Annotated in this window: 23 protein-coding genes; 16 read left to right on the top strand and 7 right to left on the bottom strand. The window is 58.0% G+C overall.

The window, feature by feature from the left end; all coding sequences use genetic code 11:
• Window positions 1–30: 30 nt before the first annotated feature.
• The gene (gene hisC / locus ACX1DW_RS12205) at window positions 31–1077 is read left to right on the top strand and encodes a histidinol-phosphate transaminase (RefSeq protein WP_200600145.1); all 1047 of its coding nucleotides are present in this window, start codon (window positions 31–33) and stop codon (window positions 1075–1077) included.
• Between the two features lie 58 nt (window positions 1078–1135).
• On the opposite strand, the gene algW is transcribed toward hisC, so the two are convergent.
• The gene (gene algW, locus ACX1DW_RS12200) at window positions 1136–2293 is read right to left on the bottom strand and encodes a Do family serine endopeptidase AlgW (protein WP_063544441.1); all 1158 of its coding nucleotides are present in this window, start codon (window positions 2291–2293) and stop codon (window positions 1136–1138) included.
• A gap of 155 nt (window positions 2294–2448) precedes the next feature.
• On the opposite strand from algW, the gene ACX1DW_RS12195 reads away from it, so the two are divergent.
• From ACX1DW_RS12195 to cysN, 3 genes are all read left to right on the top strand, one after another.
• On the top strand, window positions 2449–3207 hold the full coding sequence (locus ACX1DW_RS12195) for a Nif3-like dinuclear metal center hexameric protein (RefSeq protein WP_458991646.1): 759 nt from the start codon (window positions 2449–2451) through the stop codon (window positions 3205–3207).
• A 192-nt stretch (window positions 3208–3399) separates the two neighbouring features.
• Complete coding sequence (cysD, locus tag ACX1DW_RS12190) at window positions 3400–4317, top strand: sulfate adenylyltransferase subunit CysD (RefSeq protein ID WP_102840580.1); 918 nt, start codon at window positions 3400–3402, stop codon at window positions 4315–4317.
• A 12-nt stretch (window positions 4318–4329) separates the two neighbouring features.
• A complete protein-coding gene (gene cysN, locus ACX1DW_RS12185) occupies window positions 4330–6228 on the top strand; it encodes a sulfate adenylyltransferase subunit CysN (RefSeq protein WP_458991645.1) in 1899 nt (632 codons plus the stop codon).
• A 124-nt stretch (window positions 6229–6352) separates the two neighbouring features.
• On the opposite strand, the gene tfpZ is transcribed toward cysN, so the two are convergent.
• From tfpZ to ACX1DW_RS12165, 4 genes are all read right to left on the bottom strand, one after another.
• Window positions 6353–7090, bottom strand: a complete 738-nt coding sequence (gene tfpZ, locus ACX1DW_RS12180) for a TfpX/TfpZ family type IV pilin accessory protein (RefSeq protein WP_200594695.1) — start codon at window positions 7088–7090, stop codon at window positions 6353–6355.
• 9 nt (window positions 7091–7099) lie between these two features.
• A complete protein-coding gene (locus ACX1DW_RS12175; RefSeq protein ID WP_458991644.1) occupies window positions 7100–8491 on the bottom strand; it encodes an O-antigen ligase family protein in 1392 nt (463 codons plus the stop codon).
• Between the two features lie 25 nt (window positions 8492–8516).
• Window positions 8517–8942 carry a pilin gene (locus ACX1DW_RS12170; protein ID WP_458991643.1) on the bottom strand — a complete coding sequence of 142 codons (426 nt, stop codon included), beginning with the start codon at window positions 8940–8942 and terminating at the stop codon, window positions 8517–8519.
• 68 nt (window positions 8943–9010) lie between these two features.
• Complete coding sequence (locus ACX1DW_RS12165; RefSeq protein ID WP_458993406.1) at window positions 9011–9427, bottom strand: pilin; 417 nt, start codon at window positions 9425–9427, stop codon at window positions 9011–9013.
• Window positions 9428–9758: 331 nt separating this feature from the next.
• On the opposite strand from ACX1DW_RS12165, the gene pilB reads away from it, so the two are divergent.
• The 5 genes from pilB (at window position 9759) to yacG (ending at window position 14488) form a co-directional block, all read left to right on the top strand.
• On the top strand, window positions 9759–11462 hold the full coding sequence (gene pilB / locus ACX1DW_RS12160; RefSeq protein ID WP_458991642.1) for a type IV-A pilus assembly ATPase PilB: 1704 nt from the start codon (window positions 9759–9761) through the stop codon (window positions 11460–11462).
• A 1-nt stretch (window position 11463) separates the two neighbouring features.
• The gene (locus tag ACX1DW_RS12155; protein WP_458991641.1) at window positions 11464–12681 is read left to right on the top strand and encodes a type II secretion system F family protein; all 1218 of its coding nucleotides are present in this window, start codon (window positions 11464–11466) and stop codon (window positions 12679–12681) included.
• A gap of 2 nt (window positions 12682–12683) precedes the next feature.
• Complete coding sequence (locus ACX1DW_RS12150; RefSeq protein ID WP_458991640.1) at window positions 12684–13553, top strand: prepilin peptidase; 870 nt, start codon at window positions 12684–12686, stop codon at window positions 13551–13553.
• Between the two features lie 132 nt (window positions 13554–13685).
• On the top strand, window positions 13686–14294 hold the full coding sequence (gene coaE / locus ACX1DW_RS12145) for a dephospho-CoA kinase (protein WP_253747536.1): 609 nt from the start codon (window positions 13686–13688) through the stop codon (window positions 14292–14294).
• The gene (gene yacG / locus ACX1DW_RS12140) at window positions 14291–14488 is read left to right on the top strand and encodes a DNA gyrase inhibitor YacG (RefSeq protein ID WP_102840588.1); all 198 of its coding nucleotides are present in this window, start codon (window positions 14291–14293) and stop codon (window positions 14486–14488) included. Before coaE ends, yacG begins: the two co-directional genes overlap by 4 nt.
• 22 nt (window positions 14489–14510) lie before the next feature.
• Here the strand turns inward: yacG and ACX1DW_RS12135 are convergent, their stop codons facing one another.
• Both ACX1DW_RS12135 and ACX1DW_RS12130 read right to left on the bottom strand, forming a co-directional pair.
• Window positions 14511–15191: an energy-coupling factor ABC transporter permease gene (locus tag ACX1DW_RS12135; protein ID WP_102840589.1), complete on the bottom strand. Its 681-nt coding sequence runs from the start codon at window positions 15189–15191 to the stop codon at window positions 14511–14513.
• Window positions 15192–15229: 38 nt separating this feature from the next.
• Window positions 15230–16267: an NADP(H)-dependent aldo-keto reductase gene (locus ACX1DW_RS12130; RefSeq protein ID WP_458991639.1), complete on the bottom strand. Its 1038-nt coding sequence runs from the start codon at window positions 16265–16267 to the stop codon at window positions 15230–15232.
• A 442-nt stretch (window positions 16268–16709) separates the two neighbouring features.
• Here ACX1DW_RS12130 and rplM point away from each other — a divergent pair, with 442 nt between their 5' ends.
• The 7 genes from rplM to ACX1DW_RS12095 all read left to right on the top strand — a co-directional run bounded on the left by rplM (window position 16710) and on the right by ACX1DW_RS12095 (window position 21509).
• Window positions 16710–17138 (top strand): 50S ribosomal protein L13, encoded by a 429-nt coding sequence (rplM, locus tag ACX1DW_RS12125; RefSeq protein WP_063544471.1) that lies wholly within the window; start codon window positions 16710–16712, stop codon window positions 17136–17138.
• 14 nt (window positions 17139–17152) lie between these two features.
• Entirely contained in the window at window positions 17153–17545 is a 393-nt protein-coding gene (gene rpsI, locus ACX1DW_RS12120; protein ID WP_458991638.1) for a 30S ribosomal protein S9, read from the top strand.
• 255 nt (window positions 17546–17800) lie between these two features.
• Entirely contained in the window at window positions 17801–18394 is a 594-nt protein-coding gene (petA, locus tag ACX1DW_RS12115; RefSeq protein ID WP_063544473.1) for a ubiquinol-cytochrome c reductase iron-sulfur subunit, read from the top strand.
• Window positions 18394–19605 (top strand): cytochrome b, encoded by a 1212-nt coding sequence (locus ACX1DW_RS12110; RefSeq protein WP_200594676.1) that lies wholly within the window; start codon window positions 18394–18396, stop codon window positions 19603–19605. The genes petA and ACX1DW_RS12110 overlap by 1 nt, the downstream gene beginning before the upstream one ends.
• The gene (locus ACX1DW_RS12105) at window positions 19605–20384 is read left to right on the top strand and encodes a cytochrome c1 (RefSeq protein ID WP_102840591.1); all 780 of its coding nucleotides are present in this window, start codon (window positions 19605–19607) and stop codon (window positions 20382–20384) included. Before ACX1DW_RS12110 ends, ACX1DW_RS12105 begins: the two co-directional genes overlap by 1 nt.
• An 88-nt stretch (window positions 20385–20472) precedes the next feature.
• Window positions 20473–21090, top strand: coding sequence for a glutathione S-transferase N-terminal domain-containing protein (locus ACX1DW_RS12100; protein WP_152480906.1), 618 nt, complete (start codon window positions 20473–20475; stop codon window positions 21088–21090).
• Between the two features lie 14 nt (window positions 21091–21104).
• A complete protein-coding gene (locus ACX1DW_RS12095; RefSeq protein ID WP_458991637.1) occupies window positions 21105–21509 on the top strand; it encodes a ClpXP protease specificity-enhancing factor in 405 nt (134 codons plus the stop codon).
• Window positions 21510–21529: the final 20 nt, after the last annotated feature.

Below are 21529 nucleotides of genomic sequence, written 5' to 3'. Positions count from 1 at the left end.
AACCGACCACATTCGAGGAGAGAAGGGCGGATGAGCAAGTTCTGGAGCCCCTTCGTCAAGGACCTGGTGCCCTATGTGCCAGGCGAGCAACCCAAGCTGAACAAGCTGGTCAAGCTCAACACCAACGAGAACCCCTACGGCCCGTCGCCGCGGGCGATCGCTGCGATGCAGGCGGAAATCAACGATGGCCTGCGCCTGTATCCGGACCCCAATGGTGAGCGCCTCAAGCAGGCTGTAGCCGACTACTACAATGTGCAGCCGACCCAGGTATTCGTCGGTAATGGTTCCGACGAAGTGCTGGCGCACGCGTTTCATGGGCTGTTCCAGCATGGCCGTCCGTTGCTGTTTCCTGATATCAGCTACAGCTTCTATCCGGTCTACTGCGGGCTGTACGGCATCGCCTACGAAACTATCGCGTTGAACCAGCAATTCCAGATCGACGTCGCCGATTACCAGCGACCGAACGGCGGCATCATCTTCCCCAACCCGAACGCGCCGACCGGCTGCCTGTTGCCGCTCGACGCGATCGAGCGGCTGTTGCAGGCCAATACCGAGTCCGTCGTGTTGGTCGACGAGGCCTATGTCGATTTTGGCGGCGAGTCGGCAATTGCCCTGGTCGATCGTTACCCGAACCTGCTGGTGACCCAGACGCTCTCCAAGTCGCGCTCGTTGGCCGGGTTGCGGGTTGGTCTGGCGGTCGGCCATCCGGAGCTGATCGAGGCGCTGGAACGCATCAAGAACAGCTTCAACTCTTATCCACTGGATCGCATCGCTATTGCCGGAGCGGCCGCTGCCTTCGAGGATCGCGAATACTTCGAGCGGACCTGCCGGCAGGTTATCGACAGCCGGGAAAAGGTGACCGCGGCGTTGCAGGCGCGCGGCTTCGAGGTTCTGCCTTCGGCGGCGAACTTCATTTTTGCGCGCCACCCGCAACGCGACGCGGCGACCATCGCCGCCGGACTGCGCGAGCAGGGCGTGATCGTGCGTCACTTCAAGCAGTCGCGTATCGAGCAGTTTCTGCGCATTACCATCGGCACGCCCGAGCAGAATCAGGCGTTACTCGAGGCGCTCGGCTAGAGGCGCTCGGCTAAGAGTGCAGGCCTAGCGAACCCGGGCGGGTTCGCTGAGTGCGTTGCTACCGAGGGGCGGCGTTCACCGGTGGGCGGACGCCCACTTCCGCGGTGAGGGTCAATGGTTTGCCGTTGCGTAGGATATCGATGTCGATCTTCTCACCCGGCCGCGCGCGGGCAACCTGATTCATCGAGCTGCGACCGTCGGCCGACTGCACGCCATCGATGCTGAGAATCAGATCGCCAGGCTGCAGGCCGGCTCGTTCGGCAGGGCCGTCGCGGTAGACACCGGCTACGACGATGCCCGGGCGGCCCTCCTGGCCGAAAGACTCGGCCAGCTCCTGGGTCAGCGATTGCACCTCCACTCCGAGCCAGCCGCGAATCACCTGGCCATGCTCGATGATCGATTTCATCACCTCCAGCGCAAGCTTCACCGGGATGGCGAAGCCGATGCCCTGTGAGCCGCCGGACTCGGAAATGATCGCGGTGTTGATACCGATGAGGTTGCCGCCGGCATCGACCAGTGCGCCGCCCGAGTTGCCACGATTGATCGCGGCGTCGGTCTGGATGAAGTCTTCGTAGGTATTGAGGCCCAGCTGGTTGCGTCCGGTGGCGCTGATGATGCCCATGGTCACGGTCTGGCCGACCCCGAATGGGTTGCCGATTGCCAGCGTGACATCACCGACGCGGATGCGATCGGAGTGGCCAAGGGTTATCGCCGGAAGCTCGGCCAGGTCGATCTTGAGGACCGCGAGGTCGGTTTCCGGATCACTGCCGATCACCCTGGCCAGGGTCTCGCGGCCATCCTTGAGCGCCACGACGATCTGCTCGGCATTGGCTGTAACGTGATTGTTGGTCAGCAGGTAGCCCTCGGGGCTCATGATGACTGCCGAGCCGAGGCTCGACTCCATGCGCCGCTGCCGTGGCAGGTTGTCGTTGAAAAAGCGCTGGAACAGCGGGTCTTTGGCCAAAGGCGGTTGCTGCTCCGTCTTCTCGATGACCTTGGTGGTATAGAGATTGGCAACGGCCGGTGCCGCCGAAGCTACGGCATTGGCGTACGAATAGGGTCCCTGCTGGGAGCCGGCGGCTATTAGGGGCGCCTGCTGGAGACCAATATCCGGTTCGGTGATCCCCACCAGCTGCGGGTAGCGCTGGATGATCAGCAGTGCTACGAGTATGCCGACCAGCAGCGGCCAGCCTAGGAAACGCAGGGCATTGAACATCGCGCGGGAATCCGGACAGAGTTGCGGGCGCGGGGAGCGCGCCTTAAGGTGGCGGCATTATACGAAGCTCGAACTGAAATGCAGCTTCGCATTCATGATTTGCAGCAGCGCACTGGTCATTGCCGCGGGCTCGCTGCAGCGAAGGAGAGGTCGATGTGACTGTTTCGCTTAGCACGCTGGTCCAGGAGGCGGACCGCTATCTGGAGGCCGGAAGGATTGCCGATTACTGTCCCAACGGTCTTCAGGTCGAAGGGCGTCCTCGGGTCGCCCGCATCGTCAGTGGTGTGACGGCCAGCCAGGCACTGCTCGATGCTGCGGTCGAGGCTGATGCCGACCTGGTGCTGGTGCACCACGGCTACTTCTGGAAGAACGAGGATGCGCGCATCGTCGGAATGAAGCAGCGTCGTTTGAAGACATTGCTGGGCCACGACATTTCCTTGCTCGCCTATCATCTGCCACTCGATGTGCACCCCGAGGTCGGCAATAACGTCCAGCTGGGCAGGTTGCTGGGGCTATGCATCGAAGGTGGACTGGAGCCGGAGAATCCGCGTTCGGTCGGGTTGGTCGGGTCGCTGGAGCAGCCGCTGGCGCCGGCCGAATTGATGCACCGCATACAGCAAGCGCTCGGGCGCCAGCCATTGATGGTCGAAGGCCGGGGTCCGATCCGTCGCGTTGCCTGGTGCACCGGTGGTGCCCAGGGTTATATCGACAAGGCCGTCGCCACCGGCGTGGACGCCTACATCACGGGCGAAATCTCCGAGCCTACCGCGCACATCGCCCGGGAAAACGGTTTGAGCTTCTTCGCGGCGGGGCACCATGCCACCGAGCGGTACGGGGTTCAGGCGCTCGGCGATTACCTGGCGCGGCAGTTCGGAATCGAGCATCGCTTCATCGACTGCCCCAATCCGGCGTGAGCTTATCTGGCTGACGAGGTCTTGTTGGCGCTCGTCGAGTCGGCGGCCTGATGCGGCCGCTTCGTACTCCTGCTCGATATAAATCTATAGCTTTTAGATCTAAAAGGCGGCCTGATTAGAATTTAAGGCCGTGTTAGAGTTGCGCCCAATCAACGGCCGGCCGGCCGTCCACCTGCCAAATCGTGAGTAGCCATGGTCGACAAACTGACGCATCTGAAACAGCTGGAGGCGGAAAGCATCCACATCATCCGCGAGGTCGCCGCCGAGTTCGGTAACCCGGTGATGCTCTATTCCATCGGCAAGGATTCGGCCGTGATGCTGCATCTGGCGCGCAAAGCCTTCTTTCCGGGCAAGCTGCCATTTCCGGTGCTGCACGTCGACACACGCTGGAAATTTCAGGAGATGTACGCCTTCCGCTCCCGGATGGTCGAGGAAATGGGCCTTGAGTTGATCACCCACATCAACCCCGAGGGTGTGGCGCAGGACATGAATCCCTTCACCTACGGCAGTGCGAAGCACACCGACGTGATGAAAACCGAAGGACTCAAGCAGGCGCTGGACAAGTACGGCTTCGATGCGGCCTTCGGTGGCGCCCGCCGCGACGAAGAGAAGTCCCGGGCCAAGGAGCGCGTCTATTCCTTCCGAGACAGCAAGCACCGCTGGGATCCGAAGAACCAGCGTCCCGAGCTATGGAACCTCTATAACGGCAAGGTCAAGAAAGGCGAGTCGATCCGCGTGTTCCCGCTCTCCAACTGGACCGAGCTGGATATCTGGCAGTACATCTACCTGGAGCAGATTCCGATCGTGCCGCTGTATTTCGCGGCCGAGCGGGAAGTGGTGGAGCTTAACGGCACGTTGGTGATGATCGACGATGAGCGCATCCTCGACCACCTGACACCCGAGCAGAAGGCCGGTATCCACAAGAAGATGGTGCGCTTCCGTACCCTCGGTTGCTATCCGCTGACCGGCGCGGTGGAATCCACCGCCACCACTTTGCCGGAGATCATTCAGGAAATGCTGCTGACCCGGACATCCGAGCGTCAGGGCCGCGTCATTGACCACGATGCCACCGGGTCGATGGAAGAAAAGAAACGCCAGGGTTACTTCTAAGGATCGCGCACCATGTCTCATCAGTCAGATTTGATCGGCCAGGACATCCTCGCGTACCTGGCGCAGCACGAGCGCAAGGAGCTCCTGCGTTTCCTCACCTGCGGCAACGTCGACGACGGCAAGAGCACGTTGATCGGCCGCCTGCTGCATGACTCGAAGATGATCTATGAGGATCATCTGGAGGCCATTGCTCGCGATTCGAAGAAGGTCGGTACCACTGGCGAGGACGTCGATCTGGCGTTGCTGGTCGATGGCCTGCAGGCCGAGCGTGAGCAGGGCATCACCATCGATGTGGCCTACCGTTATTTCTCCACGGCGAAGCGTAAGTTCATCATTGCCGATACCCCCGGCCACGAGCAGTACACCCGCAACATGGCCACCGGCGCGTCCACCTGCGACCTGGCGATCATCCTGGTCGATGCCCGCTATGGCGTGCAGACTCAGACCAAGCGCCACAGCTTCATCACCTCGCTGCTGGGCATCAAGCACATCGTCGTTGCCATCAACAAGATGGACCTGATGAACTTCGATCAGGACGTCTTCGAGAAGATCAAGGCCGACTACCTGGCGTTTGCCGAGCGCATCGAGCTCAAACCATCGTCGCTGCACTTCGTGCCGATGTCCGCGCTCAAGGGCGACAACGTGGTCAATCGCAGCGAGCGCGCACCCTGGTACCAGGGGCAGTCGCTGATGGAGATTCTCGAGAGTGTCGAGATTGCTGGCGACCGTAACTTCGATGATCTGCGTTTCCCTGTGCAGTACGTCAACCGCCCGAACCTGAACTTCCGTGGTTTCGCCGGCACCCTGGCCAGCGGCATCGTACGCAAGGGTGACGAGATCGCCGTGCTGCCCTCCGGCAAGACCAGTCGAGTGAAATCCATCGTTACCTTCGACGGCGAACTGGAGCAGGCCACGCCAGGCGAAGCCATTACTCTGACTCTGGAAGACGAGATCGACGTGTCACGCGGTGACATGCTGGTACATGCCGATAGCCGCCCGCGTATTGCCGATGGTTTCGAGGCAATGCTGGTGTGGATGGGCGAAGAGCCGATGCTGCCGGGCAAGAAGTATGACATCAAGCGCGCCACCAGCTATGTGCCGGGCTCGATTGCCAGCATCACTCACACGGTGGATGTGAACACGCTGGAGAAGGGCGCGGCGAGCAGCCTGCAGCTCAACGAGATCGGCAAGGTCAAGGTCAGCCTGGACGCGCCGATCGCTCTGGATGGCTACGAGCAGAACCGCACCACTGGCGCCTTCATCGTCATCGATCGCCTCACCAATGGCACCGTTGGCGCCGGCATGATCATCGCCGACCCGGTTGCCCAGGGTTCGAGCGGTCATCACGGCGCGCTGGCCCACGTGTCTACCGAAGAACGCGCAACTCGCTTCGGCCAACAACCGGCGACCGTGCTGTTCACTGGGCTTTCCGGCGCAGGCAAGAGCACCCTGGCCTATGCGGTGGAGCGCAAGCTGTTCGATATGGGTCGCGCGGTTTACGTGCTCGACGGCCAGAACCTGCGCCACGACCTGAACAAAGGCCTGCCGCAGGATCGCGCCGGCCGCACCGAAAACTGGCGCCGCGCCGCCCACGTCGCACGTCAGTTCAACGAGGCGGGGTTGATCACCCTGGCCGCGTTCGTCGCCCCTGACGCCGAAGGTCGCGAACAGGCCAAGGCGTTGATCGGCGATGAACGTCTGATCACCGTCTACGTCCAGGCCTCCCCGCAGGCCTGCCGCCAGCGCGATCCGCAGGGATTGTATGCGGCCGGTGGGGATAACATTCCGGGGGAGTCGTTCCCCTACGATGTACCGATTAACGCTGATCTGGTGGTCGATAGCGAATCTGTTGGTGTTACAGAGGGGGTAAAGAAGGTGATTGACCTGCTACGTCAGCGGGAAGCGATCTAGGCTAAGGTGACAAGAAAGCGCCCTGCTAATGCAGGGCGCTTTCTTTGTGGCATCAGAGCGATTGGCGCTGTGTCGCTTCGATTTGGCCCGACCTAAGAGACTTCGAGCCCCTGCGTCTCGGTTTTTAGTTCCATGGTTGAGCATCGACGATAGCTATAACCTCGCCACTGTTTTCTTTCAGTAACACCACCATGTCTTTCTGATTGGCTTTCAAGGGCAGCCAAGCGCCTGCGTTCGGGTAGATTTCAAGGATGGCCGCGACCGCCTCGCGGGTGTTGTATTTCTCAAGCAATGCTAACGGTTTTCCTGCTTCTTTCATGGCAGATTCGGCAATGCTCAGCGATTGATAAAGCTCAGGATGTTGTGAAATTTCGACCCCGGCGAAAACAGACTCAAAAAGCAAGTTGCTTTTTTCTTCGGCGCTTTCAGGCTCCAGTACAGAAACCCACCTCGGCCCCATCCATGGAGGGCTTCGATATTCCATTTCCGCTTCACCCAGCTTGCGCCCATCAATCTCATTAGCGCGCACCAATTGGAAACGCTCATCAGCGAAAACCAGCCATGCAGGTCGACCATCGGCCACAGCGTGCAACCCATACAACAACGCGCCAAGTTGTAGAGTACAGATTATGGAGAGGTCCATGGCCAAGGTCTTTTTGCCTTGCTTGTAAACCATCAGAGTAAGACAGGGGCCAAGAGCTACATCAATTGCTATGAGCATAAGGAATATCTTGGTCACGCCTACAGCAGTGTGTAGCGGACTGGGATGCCAAATAAAGAAGACCAAGTACAGAATCGCAAGCGCCAGGCCAGCAGAGATCAGCAAGTGAATAGTAAAAGCTCTGATACGTGGATTAGACATGTATACCCCTCACATCGGAATCCAGCCCTGGTCCCAGAACCTGGGAGGGCTGCCTATATTGTGTTCTATATAGAATCTCATGGATGTTTCATGCAGCGAGGGAACGTCCACAATCAAGATGCGCCCAATGATGGTCATTGCCAGCAGCAAAAGTATGGAGAACATTCTCTGCCGTATCGGGCTGATTATGGTGGCGGTGCCTTTAGGGCTTCCCCAGCGCGCCAGAGCCAGCCCGGCAATAACTGTCAGCCAGCCTTCGGTATAAGGCATAGCGAATACACCATCGACCTGAGCCAGCGTCAACGAAGCCAGCAGAGCCATCCATAAAGCCGCGTCAAGTACATCCGTTTTGTTGCGAATCTTTTTCATTCCTCGCAGCATGCCGGTCATTATGCTGAACAGAAATAGTAACGTTGCCGGAGTGCCCCACTCAGCAAGGAACTGCAATGTAGCTTGATGCGGATGTGCGCCGATATGGTTCCATACAGCCGAGTAATGCAGGGGCCCTACACCAAGAAACGGGTTGACCTGGATCATCTGCCATGCGCCTTGCCACAGAACATCTCGTTTGGAAAGGTCAAACCTCACGCTTGAAGGTATATCTCTGGCTAGCCCCGCCCACTCCGGAAAGCAAAAGAAAAGTAGAAAATAGAGTGCTAAGCCGGCCAAGGCGAACGCTACAGCCTGCAAGAGCAACGCCTTGTAGCGAACGCCGGTGACAAACAGGATGACCACACTTGCTATGCAGAGTCCCAGCAAAACACCACGCCCAGCTAACGCCCAGGCGATGCACCACTGCAATAGAAGAGTTAAATGGATGACGTTCTGGTTAAACAGCTTTTTGTGCCAGCCCTGTTGGAATGAAAGGCCATGCAAAATGGGGATAAGTATTATTTGAAACTGGCCATAAAAGCGAGGGTTATCGAATCCTGGATACATCAAGTAAGGGTTGACGTCACGTGTCCCAGTAAAGAACGAGGCTATGTAAAAGGCGAAAAACTGTACTGCCAGCAGGGCTGATGTGACCACAAGGATGAAGAGCACCACTTGCTGAGCGGTTGTTTGGCGAAGAGCATTGCCGAGATAAATAATTAACGCGAAGCTGGTCGCATATTTTGCCCATTCTTTCAATGCCCATTGCGGATGCTGAGATAGCAGCGCCGAAGTCAAGCCCAAGATAAACGCCAACAACACCGCATTGCTGGGGAGGACAAAGGCGCCAGGGCGGCGCCAATAGCCCAGCTGAAGCGCCGCTGAGGCAGCGACTAGAAGCATCAGCTGGGTAATTCTTTGCTGTTCCAGCCAGCTGTAATCAGGTAGCCAATAAATGAGGCTGGTGCTCGAAAAAACAAGCACAAAAAAAGCCGCAATCAACATTTCTTTATTTTTCAAGAAGAGCATCTAGCGTAGTTCGTTGGTCGCTGCTTTAGAGGCATTTCCCCGGCTTATATTGGCTGTCCAGGTCACTGGTGCAGCTCCACAAGCCCTCCGCCGTGCGGTTAAGGGTAATGATTTTGCCATTGAACCGCCCTGGCAGTCCGTTCCGTGCGGTGCAGGTGATCGATCCCGTCGCCGTTGCTATTAGCGTCACCGTGCAATAGTTTGTGCTTGCGCCGATACCGATAAATCCCGGCAAACCGGAAACCAGTGAGGGGGTGCGACTTTCGTTGATGGCATGCTCGAACGCGGCCTTAGCTGGCGTGATTTCGGCTAGGGCGGCAGCGGCTGTCGAACGCACGGTGTAGTTCTGGTAGGCGGGAAAAGCAATGGCCGCAAGAGCGCCGATTATCGATAGCGCTATCATCAGCTCAATCAGAGAAAAGCCGCGGCACGATCTTTTTACGGGCTTCATGTTTTTCTCCAAGTAAAAGGCAGGAAAAAAAAGAGCGGCCTAAGCCGCTCTTTTTTCAACAGGCTGGATTAGGAGCACTTGCCTGGCTTGTACTTGGCGTCCAAGGTGCTGGCGCAAGACCACGCACCCTCGGCGGTACGATTAAGCGTGATTTGTTTGCTATTGAACTTGCCAGCGTTGCCGCCAGTAGTTGTACAAGCGATGGAACCAACACCGGTTGCCTGGGTGAAAGTGACCGCTACGCCACAGTAAGAAGTTGTAGCGCCAACGCCGATGTAGCCCGGATCGGTTGCAGTGGTCGACGGGGTTTTACCTTCGTTAACCGCCTGCTCAAAACCAATCTTGCCGGGGGTGATTTCTGCCAGTGCAGCGGCAGCGTTGGAGCGTACGGTGTAGTCCTGATAAGCCGGCAGCGCAATGGCAGCCAGAATACCGATGATCGCAACCACGATCATCAGTTCGATCAGGGTAAAGCCCTTTTGCATTTGAGTTCTCATCTGTTGTTTCTCCTTGAGTGTTAGGCAACCGCCTGTTAGCGATAGAGCAGTTTGTGTGCCAGCTTTCCCGAGAGTGTTCTGGAAGTCGATAGCCTGTGACATGCCGCAAGTTTTCAGCGATAAAGGAGGCCCTGGCAGAGCAGCAGACCAAGCAACCGCGGCATTGGGCTATTAGGACGGCTATTCCTAGCTTTAACTGCGTCTGCTATGTGTTCGTAGGGGTGACATTAAGTGACGTATTTCGTCACTTTAGACGGTGTGTGTTTGCACGGCTTGGTAACTAGGCTATAAGGCGGGCTCAGAACAAGGCGAGACCCTTATGAGTGAGAATACTTCCCTTTCCGGTCTGGCGCGGCAGATGGTTGCGGCTGGTGTGCTGGACGAGAAGACGGCGCAGCAGGCCCAGGCTCAGGCCATTCGCGGCAAGACGCCCTTTGTCACTTACGTCGTCCAGAACCGGTTGGCCAAGGGTCGTGTCATTGCCGAGCTCGCCTCCGAGCAGTTCGGTGTTGCGCTGCTGGATCTTGCTGCGCTGGACAAGGAGTCGCTGCCCAAGGAACTGGTGAGCGAGAAGCTGGCCAAGCAGCACCGGGTACTCCCGCTCTCCAAGCGCGGCACCAAGCTGTATATCGCAGTTTCCGACCCTGCCAACCATCAGTCGATTGCCGACATCCAGTTCAGCACCGGGCTTTCGATCGAGCCGATTCTGGTCGAGGACGACAAGCTCGGTGAGGCGATCGACAGGCTCTACGATAGCGGTGCGACCGGCCTGGAGGATCTGGGAGAGGTCGATCTCGATGGGCTGGATGTCGAGACCGTTAGCGACGACGATCGGGCGGATGATGCAGGGGAGGCTGCGGATGATGCCCCGGTCGTGCGCTTCGTTAACAAGATGTTGCTCGATGCCATTCGTGGTGGTTCCTCCGACTTGCATTTTGAGCCCTATGAGAGAGCCTACCGAGTCCGGTTTCGCACCGACGGGATCCTGCACGAAATCGCCCGCCCGCCGATCCAGTTGGCGCCTCGTATATCGGCGCGCCTGAAGGTGATGGCAGGGCTGGATATATCCGAGCGTCGCAAGCCTCAGGACGGTCGGATCAAGATGAAACTGTCCAAGTCCAAGGCGATCGATTTTCGCGTCAATACTTTGCCCACGCTCTGGGGCGAGAAGATCGTGATGCGAATCCTCGACCCGTCCAGCGCACAGATGGGGATCGATGCGCTGGGCTATGAGGAAGAGCAGAAAGCTCTTTATATGCAGGCGCTTCAGCAGCCGCAGGGCATGATCCTGGTTACCGGCCCTACAGGCTCGGGCAAAACGGTTTCCCTCTATACTGGTCTAAATATCCTCAATACGGTCGATGTAAATATTTCCACTGCCGAGGATCCGGTGGAAATCAATCTGGAGGGTATCAATCAGGTCAACGTTAATCCCCGTCAGGGGATGGACTTCTCCCAGGCGCTGCGCGCATTTCTGCGGCAGGACCCCGATATCATCATGGTGGGCGAGATTCGGGACTTGGAAACCGCCGAAATCGCCATCAAGGCCGCACAGACCGGGCATATGGTCATGTCGACACTGCATACCAACAGCGCTGCAGAAACCCTTACGCGCCTTCGTAACATGGGGGTGGCGGCGTTCAATATCGCCACATCCGTGAACCTGATCATTGCTCAACGACTGGCGCGCAAGCTGTGTAACAGTTGCAAGAAAGAGATCGATCTGCCGCGTGAGGCTCTGCTGGAAGAGGGCTTTCCTGCCGACAGGATTGGAACCTTCAAAATCTATGGTCCGGTTGGTTGCGACAATTGCAAAGGCGGTTACAAAGGTCGTGTCGGTATTTATGAAGTGGTTAAAAACACGCCGGCGTTGGCCAGGATTATCATGGAAGACGGTAATTCAATCGATATTTCCACCCAGATGCGAAAAGATGGCTTTAATGACCTGCGCACCTCGGCTTTGTTGAAGGCCATGCAGGGCGTTACCAGCCTGGAAGAAGTCAACCGGGTGACCAAGGATTAGCATGGCGCAGAAAGCGATTAAAACCAGTGTGTTCACCTGGGAAGGCACCAACAAGCAGGGTGCGAAGATCAAGGGCGAGCTAAGTGGGGTGAGCCCTGCGATGGTCAAGGCGCAGCTGCGTAAGCAGGGCGTAAACCCTCAGAAGGTGCGCAAGAAGTCGGTGTCGCTGTTCAGTGCGGGCAAGAAGATCAAGCCGATGGATATCGCCTTGTTCACTCGCCAGATGGCGACCATGATGAAGGCGGGTGTGCCGCTGCTGCAGTCATTCGACATTATTGGCGAGGGGTTCGATAACCCGAACATGCGTAAGCTGGTCGATGACCTCAAGCAGGAAGTCGCGGCGGGCAACAGCTTCGCCACTGCGTTGCGCAAGAAGCCGCAGTACTTTGACGATCTGTACTGCAACCTGGTGGACTCGGGTGAGCAGTCTGGTTCCTTGGAGACATTGCTCGATCGCGTTGCAACCTACAAGGAAAAAACCGAGGCTCTCAAGGCGAAGATCAAGAAGGCGATGAATTATCCGGTCGCCGTTGTACTCGTCGCGATCATCGTTTCCGCGATCTTGTTGATCAAGGTCGTTCCTCAGTTTCAGGAAGTTTTTGCCAACTTCGGCGCGGAGCTTCCAGCGTTTACGCTCATGGTCATTGGTCTGTCCGAAACCCTGCAGGCCTGGTGGCACTTGGTCCTGCTAGGGTTGTTCCTCGCTGCCTTTGCATTCAAGACCGCCCATGGTAAATCAGAGCGGTTTCGCGACTGGTTCGATCGCTTGTTGCTGAAGGTGCCGATCGTCGGCGAGATTCTTTACAAATCGGCAGTGGCACGATTCGCTCGGACCTTGTCCACGACATTCGCTGCGGGTGTGCCTTTGGTGGACGCTCTGGATTCGGTTGCCGGAGCGACCGGTAATGTGGTGTTCCGCAATGCAACGATGAAAGTCAAAACCGACGTATCGTCCGGTATGCAGCTGAACTTCTCCATGCGCACAACCGGTACCTTTCCAACCATGGCGGTACAGATGGCGGCGATTGGCGAGGAGTCCGGCTCGCTTGACGAGATGCTGGCCAAGGTGGCGACCTTTTACGAGGATGAGGTCGACAACATGGTTGATGGTCTGACAAGTCTGATGGAGCCCATGATCATGGCGGTCTTGGGGGTTCTGGTCGGTGGCTTGATCATTGCCATGTATCTCCCGATCTTCCAACTGGGTTCCGTCGTTTAAGCATGATTCTGATCGATTACCTGGCCAGCCATGTGCTGGCCTTTGTTTTGTCTGCAGCAGTGCTCGGTCTGCTGGTTGGCAGTTTCCTAAACGTCCTCATTTACCGGTTGCCGGTGATGATGCAGCGCGAATGGCGGGCGCAGGCGAGAGAATTTCTTGAGCTGCCATGCGAACCGGTCGGTGAACGATTCAACCTGTTGCTACCGAATTCGCGCTGTCCGCATTGCGCTCATCGAATCCGCGCATGGGAAAACGTTCCGCTGATCAGTTGGCTGTTGTTGCGTGGTAAGTGTTCATCCTGCCAGGCGCCGATCAGTTGTCGTTACCCGTTGGTGGAGCTGGCATGCGGTGCGCTCTCCGGATATGTGGCATGGCATTTCGGCTTTTCCTGGCAGGCCGCCATGATGCTTTTGCTGACCTGGGGTCTGTTGGCGATGAGCATGATCGATGTCGATCATCAATTGTTGCCTGACTCGCTCGTACTGCCGTTGTTGTGGCTGGGGTTGATGGTTAACCACTTCGGCTTGTTCACTTCGCTGGAGAGTGCGCTGTGGGGGGCGGTGACGGGTTATCTGAGTCTTTGGTCGGTGTACTGGCTTTTCAAGCTCGCCACCGGCAAAGAGGGCATGGGCTACGGCGACTTCAAGCTGTTGGCGATGCTTGGGGCCTGGGGTGGCTGGCAGGTGTTGCCGCTTACCATCCTGTTGTCGTCAGTGGTCGGAGCGGTGCTGGGTTCCATTCTTTTGAAGGTCCAGCGTGCAGAAAGCGGCACGCCCATTCCCTTTGGCCCTTATCTCGCGATCGCTGGGTGGATCACGCTTCTCTGGGGTGAAAGGATCACCGAGAGCTATCTGCAATTCGCCCGCTTCTGATTTGACTCCGCGGTTTGTGGGTGGCGGGATCTCCCGCCGCTTGCCGCAGCATGCACATCTGTTCAAGGCTTGCACTTCACCCATCGAGTGGTTACTACTGCGCGTCCTGTTCTCGCTCGGGTATAACTGACGATGAAGCCTTGGATTCTCGGATTGACTGGTGGTATCGGCAGCGGCAAGAGCGCGGTGGCCGAGCAGTTTGCCAGTCTCGGTGTGCATATGGTCGATGCCGATCAGGCCGCGCGCTGGGTCGTTGAGCCTGGGCGGCCGGCTTTGCGGCAAATCGCCCAGCACTTCGGCGACGGCGTTCTGTTACCCACCGGTGAGTTGAATCGCGCCGCGTTGCGTGAGCGGATATTTGCCGATCCGGCAGAGCGGCAGTGGCTTGAGCGGCTTCTGCACCCGTTGATACGCAGCGAGATAGCCGACCACCTCGCTCGGGCAGATTCACCCTATGCCATCATGGTTTCGCCTCTGCTGATTGAGTCAGGGCAGTACCGCACCGTCGATCGCGTATTGGTCGTGGATGTGCCGGAGGTGCTGCAGATCGCGCGTACCGTCGCGCGTGATCAGGCAAGCGAAGAGCAGGTGCGTGCCATCCTGAAGGTACAGGCTGCGCGTGAGGAGCGTTTACGGCACGCTGATGACGTGCTAGTGAATGATCGCGATCTTAGCTGGCTCCGCTCCGAGGTTGAGCGCCTGCATCATTTTTATCTGCAGTTGAGAGGAGGTCGGGAATGACTGCGACCGTGGTTGAGTGTCCTACCTGCAAGGCGCCGGTGGAGTGGGGTGAGCAGAGCCCCTATAGGCCCTTCTGTTCCGAGCGTTGCAAGCTAATTGATCTGGGGGCTTGGGCTTCGGAGGAGCATGCCATTGCGGGTAATGAACTGGAAGATGAGCTGTTCTCGGGCGATCTGCCTGGGCGCCAGCATTGACCTTTGCATGGCGTACTCCTCGTTATTTCTCGTCCTTCCAGGGCGCCTGCAGGTAGCGGCTCTGGTTGAAGCTTTCCAGCCAGTCGGGATAGAAGACGACAAGTGCGGTCACGGCGGTGCCGTTGATAAAGGCCTCGGGGAACATCACCAGCCAGATGTAGCCGGCAAAGTCTTCCAGCCAGGGCGGCATCGGGAAGCGCCCGTCGAGCAGAAGTATGCCTAGCGAGGCCAGGATGCATGCCAGCGCCGCTAGCGCGGCCGGAAAGAACCCTGCGAAGAAGATGTAAACGAAAAGATTGCGCGGCTGCGCCCGCTCGACCAGCCGTGCGCATATCACGGTTACCGCTACCGGGATCAGCACCAGCAGCACGCCGTTGATTCCTAGCGCGGCAAGGTGTTGGTGTCCGGTAAGCGCAAGGCCAAGCTGTGCGGCCAAGGCGGCGATGATTGCCAGTGGCCAATCCAGCAGCAGGGTTACGGCGGTCAGGCCTATGAAATGAAATGAAAGCCCGGAATCGAAATCGCGCCGAACCAACCAGAGTAGAAATATGGCGAGCATTGCGCCGAACAGCAGGTGCTGCCGGCGTGTGTCGCTAAACAATTCGACCCAAGGTGCGCGCCATGCAGCCCAGAGGAGGGCGCATGCATAGATCAGCCAGCCGGTGAGCAGGCTTGATGGGGCGAGCAGGTGGGCGGCAATCATCCAGGTGATCCTTTGCTTCGTATCGAGTCCGCTGCGGTTCAGGGGGCTGGATTGGGTTGTTCGACATGGATGGCTTCGATGTGCTCTATCACTTCGTCCGGTAGCCGGATCGTCGAGCTGCGAAGGTTTGAGTCGAGCTGCTCGAGCGAAGTCGCGCCGATGATGTTGCTGGTTACGAAAGGTTGCGCCGTAACGAAGGCGAGCGCCATCTGGGCTGGATCCAGTCCATACTCGCGCGCCAGTGCGACATATTTCGAGCAGGCGGTTCGGGCTTGAGGGTTGCTGTAACGGGCAAAGCGCTGATAGCGAGTGATACGTGCATCTGCTGGTTGCGCGCCATGTTCGTACTTGCCGCTCAGCATGCCGAAAGCGAGGGGGGAATAGGCAAGCAGGCCGCAGTGCTCGCGAATGCTGATCTCTGCCAGCCCTATCTCATAGCTGCGGTTCAGCAGGTTGTAAGGGTTTTGAATCGAAACTGCGCGAGGCAAGCCGCGCGCCTCGGCCAGTTGCAAGTATTTCATCGCTCCCCAGGGGGTTTCGTTGGACAGCCCTACGTGGCGAATCCTGCCTGCTTTCACTTCCTGGTCAAGCGCGTCCAGTACTTCTTCGAGCGGTGTGAAGTCTGACTCTTGATGCTGGTAACCCAGCTGGCCGAAAAAGTTGGTGTTGCGCTCCGGCCAATGCAGTTGGTACAGGTCGATCCAGTCTGTCCGAGGCCGGCGTAAGCTGTTGTCCAGCGCGGTGCGGATATGATCGCGATTGAATTTCAGGTGGCCGTCACGGATGTGGCTGATGCCGTTTCCCGGGCCGGCGATCTTGCTGGCGATGATCCAGTCGGCCCGGTTTCCCCGATTCCTGAAGTAGTTGCCGATATAGCACTCGGTGCGTCCACTGGTATCGGGTCGTGGCGGCACCGGATACATTTCGGCGGTGTCCAGAAAGTTGATTCCGGCTGCCTGCGCCCGGTCGAGCTGTGCATAGGCATCGGCCTCGGTATTCTGCTCTCCCCAGGTCATGGTGCCTAGGCAGAGCGAGCTCACCTTCAAGTCAGTGCGGCCAAGTGGGCGTCGCTGCATGGGTTGCCTCGTGAGGAACGTGCTCGTTCCGGAAGCTTATCGGAGATCACGCGGTGTTGCGTATGTTGTGCCGGCGACAGTGGCGTCATTTCAAGGGCTGAGCTGCTCCAGGTGAGCCGGGCAGCTCCCTCGGCGTAGCGCCTGGTCTTGGCTGTAAAGTAGAAATGGATTCCTGTGAGCACGCGGCGGTGCTTCAGGTAAAAGTCGGTTGCTATTTTTCCGGTTATCAGGATAATTCCGCAGCCTGTCGCCGGGGATGCCTAGCCTGTCGACGCAACACCGAGGTGGGGGATGCCTAGCCCACCGAACCATTGCCGTGGCGGACGCGCTGACCCGAGCCCCCGACAGCGTCTGTTTCCGGCTGCCTTGGCCTTGCCAGGGCGAGCACCATTCAGTAAGATTCGCCGTCTTATTTTCAGGGCGGCCCCTGAGGCTATAACGAATGAAGACATTTACTGCTAAACCGGAAACCGTCAAGCGCGACTGGTTCGTCGTCGACGCTGCCGGCCAGACCCTGGGTCGTCTGGCAACCGAAATCGCTAGCCGTCTGCGCGGCAAGCACAAGGCGGAATACACCCCTCACGTCGATACTGGCGATTACATCGTCGTTATCAATGCTGAGCAAGTGCGTGTCACTGGTGCCAAGACCACCGACAAGATGTACTACTCTCACTCCGGTTTCCCGGGTGGCATCAAGTCGATCAACTTCGAGAAGCTGATCGCTAGGGCGCCTGAGCGTGTGATCGAGACTGCGGTAAAAGGCATGCTGCCGAAGAATCCGCTGGGTCGCGACATGTATCGTAAGCTGAAGGTTTACAAGGGTGCTAACCACCCGCACACCGCTCAGCAGCCCCAAGAACTGAAGATTTAACGGAATAGTTCATTATGTCGGCGACTCAAAATTACGGCACTGGCCGTCGCAAGACTGCAACCGCGCGCGTTTTTCTGCGCCCGGGTACTGGCAAGATCTCCATCAACAATCGTGAGCTGGACAACTTCTTTGGTCGCGAAACTGCGCGCATGGTTGTTCGTCAGCCGCTGGAGCTGACCGAGACTGTCGAGAAGTTCGATATCTATGTCACCGTGCTTGGCGGTGGTGTAAGTGGTCAGGCGGGCGCGATCCGTCACGGTATCACTCGTGCCCTGATCTCTTACGACGAAGGCCTCCGCAGCCCGCTGCGCAAGGCTGGCTTCGTTACTCGCGATGCCCGTGAGGTGGAGCGTAAGAAGGTCGGTCTGCGCAAAGCGCGCAAGCGTCCGCAGTACTCCAAGCGCTAATTCGCGCTGTTCAAAAGAAGCGCCCAGTCTCCTTCAGGAGTTGGGCGTTTTTTTTTGCCCTTTCACTGCTGGTGCGACAGCGTGTCGCGCGCCGAAAGCCCTGATTTGGCTGCGTTGCAGAGGCATTGTGACAGGCTATTACCTTGTCATAAGGAGGCCTTTTCTTTACCATTTGGCGAATTTTTCGCGGCCCAATTTTACGTGGTACATGCCTGCTCCTGAGCAGGCCATAAGAAGCTGATGGGAGACGACTGAATGAGCAATGACGGCGTGAATGCAGGCCGGCGTCGCTTCCTTGTGGCCGCCACTTCGGTGGTGGGTGCTGCAGGAGCGGTAGGTGCTGCGGTCCCGTTCGTGGGATCGTGGTTCCCTAGTGCCAAGGCCAAGGCTGCCGGTGCGCCGGTAAGGGTAAATATCAGCAAGATCGAGCCGGGGCAGCAGATGGTCGCCGAGTGGCGCGGTCAGCCGGTATTTATCGTGCGTCGAACCGAGGAGATTCTTGCGAATCTGGAAAAGGTTGCCCCACAGGTAGCCGATCCCGAGTCCAAGGCTTCTGATCAGCCCGCATACGTTGATCCGAAGAACCGCGCCATCAAACCGGAGCTTCTGGTTGTTGTGGGGCTTTGTACCCACCTGGGTTGTGCACCGTCTTTCCGCCCCGAGGTGGCTGCAGCCGATCTCGGTGCCGATTGGTTGGGCGGCTATTTCTGCCCTTGTCACGGCTCGAAGTACGATATGGCCGGGCGCGTCTATAAGGCGCAGCCAGCTCCCTTGAACCTGCCGGTGCCCCCGCACTCGTACGAGACCGATAATGTGATCATCATCGGTGTGGACCAGGAGAACGCCTGATGAGCAAGTTCATGGAATGGGTCGACGCCCGCTTCCCCGCCACCAAGATGTGGGAAGACCATCTTTCTAAGTACTACGCCCCCAAGAACTTCAACGTCTTGTACTTCTTCGGTTCGCTGGCGCTGCTGGTGCTGGTCAATCAGATCCTGACTGGTATCTGGCTGACCATGAGCTTCGAGCCGTCGGCCGAGGGCGCCTTTGCCTCCGTCGAATACATCATGCGTGATGTCGAGTACGGTTGGATCATCCGCTACCTGCATTCGACCGGTGCTTCGGCGTTCTTCGTCGTGGTCTATCTGCACATGTTCCGTGGTCTGCTCTATGGTTCCTACCAGAAGCCGCGCGAGCTGGTATGGATCTTCGGCATGATGATCTACCTGGCGCTGATGGCTGAGGCCTTCATGGGCTATCTGCTGCCGTGGGGTCAGATGTCCTACTGGGGTGCCCAGGTGATCATTTCGCTGTTCGGTGCCATTCCCGTCATCGGCGACGATCTGACTCAGTGGATCCGCGGTGATTACCTGATCTCCGGTATCACGCTGAACCGCTTCTTCGCCTTGCATGTGATCGCCCTGCCAATCGTGATTCTGGGTCTGGTGGTGTTGCACATTCTGGCGTTGCACGAAGTCGGTTCGAACAACCCGATGGGCGTGGACATCAAGAAGGCCAAGGACGAGGCCGGTGTGCCGCTCGACGGTATTCCGTTCCACCCGTACTACACCGTGAAAGACATCGTTGGTGTGGTGGTGTTCCTGTTCGTCTTCTGCGCTGTCGTGTTCTTCTTCCCGGAGATGGGCGGTTACTTCCTGGAGAAGCCGAACTTCGAAGTGGCCAATGCGTTCAAGACTCCGGAACACATCGCGCCAGTCTGGTATTTCACGCCGTTCTACGCGATTCTGCGCGCGGTACCGGACAAGCTGCTCGGTGTCATCGCCATGGGCGCGGCCATCGCTGTTCTGTTCGTTCTGCCTTGGCTCGACCGTAGTCCGGTCAAGTCCATGAAGTACAAGGGCTGGATGAGCAAGATCGCGCTGCTGGCGTTCTGCATCTCCTTCATCATTCTCGGTGTGCTGGGCGTTCTCGCTCCGACGCCTGAGCGTACTCTGGTGTCGCGGATCTGTACTGCTATCTACTTTGGATACTTCATCCTGATGCCGTTCTACACCAAGCTCGAGAAGACCAAAGTGGTTCCGCAAAGGGTGGATGGCTGATGAAAAAGCAATTTGCTGCATTGATTCTTGCAATTCTGCCGGCCTTCACCTTCGCGGCGGGCCCGTCGGTTCATCTGGACAAGGTCGAAATCGACCTGACCGACAAGGCTGCCATGCAAGATGGTTTGAAGACATTCGCAAACTACTGCATGGGCTGTCACAGCGCCCAGTATCAACGCTATGAGCGCGTGGCCACCGATCTTGGCATCCCAGAAGAAGTGATGATGGAGAACATCGTCTTCACCGATGCCAAGTTTGGCGATCACATGAAGATCGGCATGAAGCCTGAAGATGCCAAGGTCTGGTTTGGTGCTGCTCCGCCGGACCTGACCCTGGTGGCCCGTGTGCGTGGCAACGACTGGCTGTACTCCTACATGCGCAGCTTCTATGAAGATCCGGCGCGGCCTTATGGCGTCAACAACACGGTGTTCCCCAACGTGGGTATGCCGCACGTGCTGGCTCCGCTACAAGGGCGTCGTGTAGTGGGCTGCAAGCAGGTGCAGGTTGTCGAGGATGGTCGCAAGCAGTTCGACCCCCTGACTGGTACGCCGATTACCGAAGAAGCTTGTGATCAGATGGTTGTGGAGCCTGGTACCGGTTCGCTTACCGAAGCCGAGTACGACGAGAAGATCAAGAACCTGGTGACCTTCCTGGCCTATTCGGCCAATCCGGTCAAGCTGGAGAGCCAGCGCATCGGTACCTACGTACTGTTGTTCCTGGCGGTGTTCTTCGTGTTTGCCTACCTGCTCAAGCGCGAGTACTGGAAAGACATTCACTAAGCGCTTTGCTGCTATCGCTGTATCCTGCGCGCGCCCTATGGGCGCGCGTGTTTTTTCTGCCTCCAGATAATTGAGTGAGGAAGGACCTATGGCTGCAACCAACCGGTTGAGCTGCTACTCCGATCCCGCCGACCATTACTGCCACCGAGTTCGTCTCGTACTTGCCGAAAAGGGTGTCGGCGTTGAGATTCTTGACGTCAAGCCCGGTCAGTGCCCTGAAAAGCTGGTTGAGGTGAATCCCTACGCCAGTGTCCCGACCCTCGTCGACCGGGATCTCGCTCTGTATGAGCCGGGGGTCATCCTGGAGTATCTGGAGGAGCGTTATCCGCATCCGCCGCTGCTGCCGGTTTATCCCGTCGCCAGAGCCAATACCCGATTGCTGGTGCATCGCATCCAGCGAGACTGGTGCAGCCTGGTCGACCGCATTCTCGATGTCCGTGTACCCGAGTCGCAGCGTGCGCAGGCTCGCAAGGAGCTGCGCGAAAGCCTGACGGGGGTCTCTCCGGTCTTTGCCGAAATGCCTTACTTCATGAGCGACGAGCTCAGTCTGGTCGACTGCTGCCTGTTGCCTATCCTCTGGCGTTTGCCCAGACTCGGGGTTGATTTGCCGCGAGCGGCCAAGCCGCTGCTCGATTACATGGAGCGCAATTTTGCTCGCGAGGCCTTTCAGGCCAGTCTTTCCGCCGCCGAGCGCAACATGCGCTGAGAGAGGATGCCGTCATGAATTCGAGCCGACCCTATCTGGTAAGAGCGCTCTACGAGTGGATCGTCGACAACGACTGTACGCCACACCTTCTGGTCAACGTCGATTATCCAGGGGTTCGGGTGCCCCCCGGCTTTGCCAGCGACGGACAGATTGTCCTGAACGTTGCGCCAAGTGCCGTGCGGCATCTGCACATGGATAACGAGGTGATCACCTTCGAAGGGCGCTTCGGTGGCGTGGCCCATTCGCTCAATGTGCCGTCTGCCGCGGTGATGGCTATCTACGCCAGGGAGAACGGGCAGGGAATGGTCTTCGAGATCGAGCCAACCCCGCCTGATGATGGCGGGGCTGGGGAGGGCGCTGCTGGCGAAGGTTGCGCTCCTCGCCCTGGCCCGCGACCTAGCTTGAAGGTCGTCAAATAAGCGATGGGGAAGCCCGGTCG

Source organism: Stutzerimonas sp. KH-1, from assembly GCF_054483855.1.
This window is presented reverse-complemented; position numbering and strand designations above follow the sequence as displayed.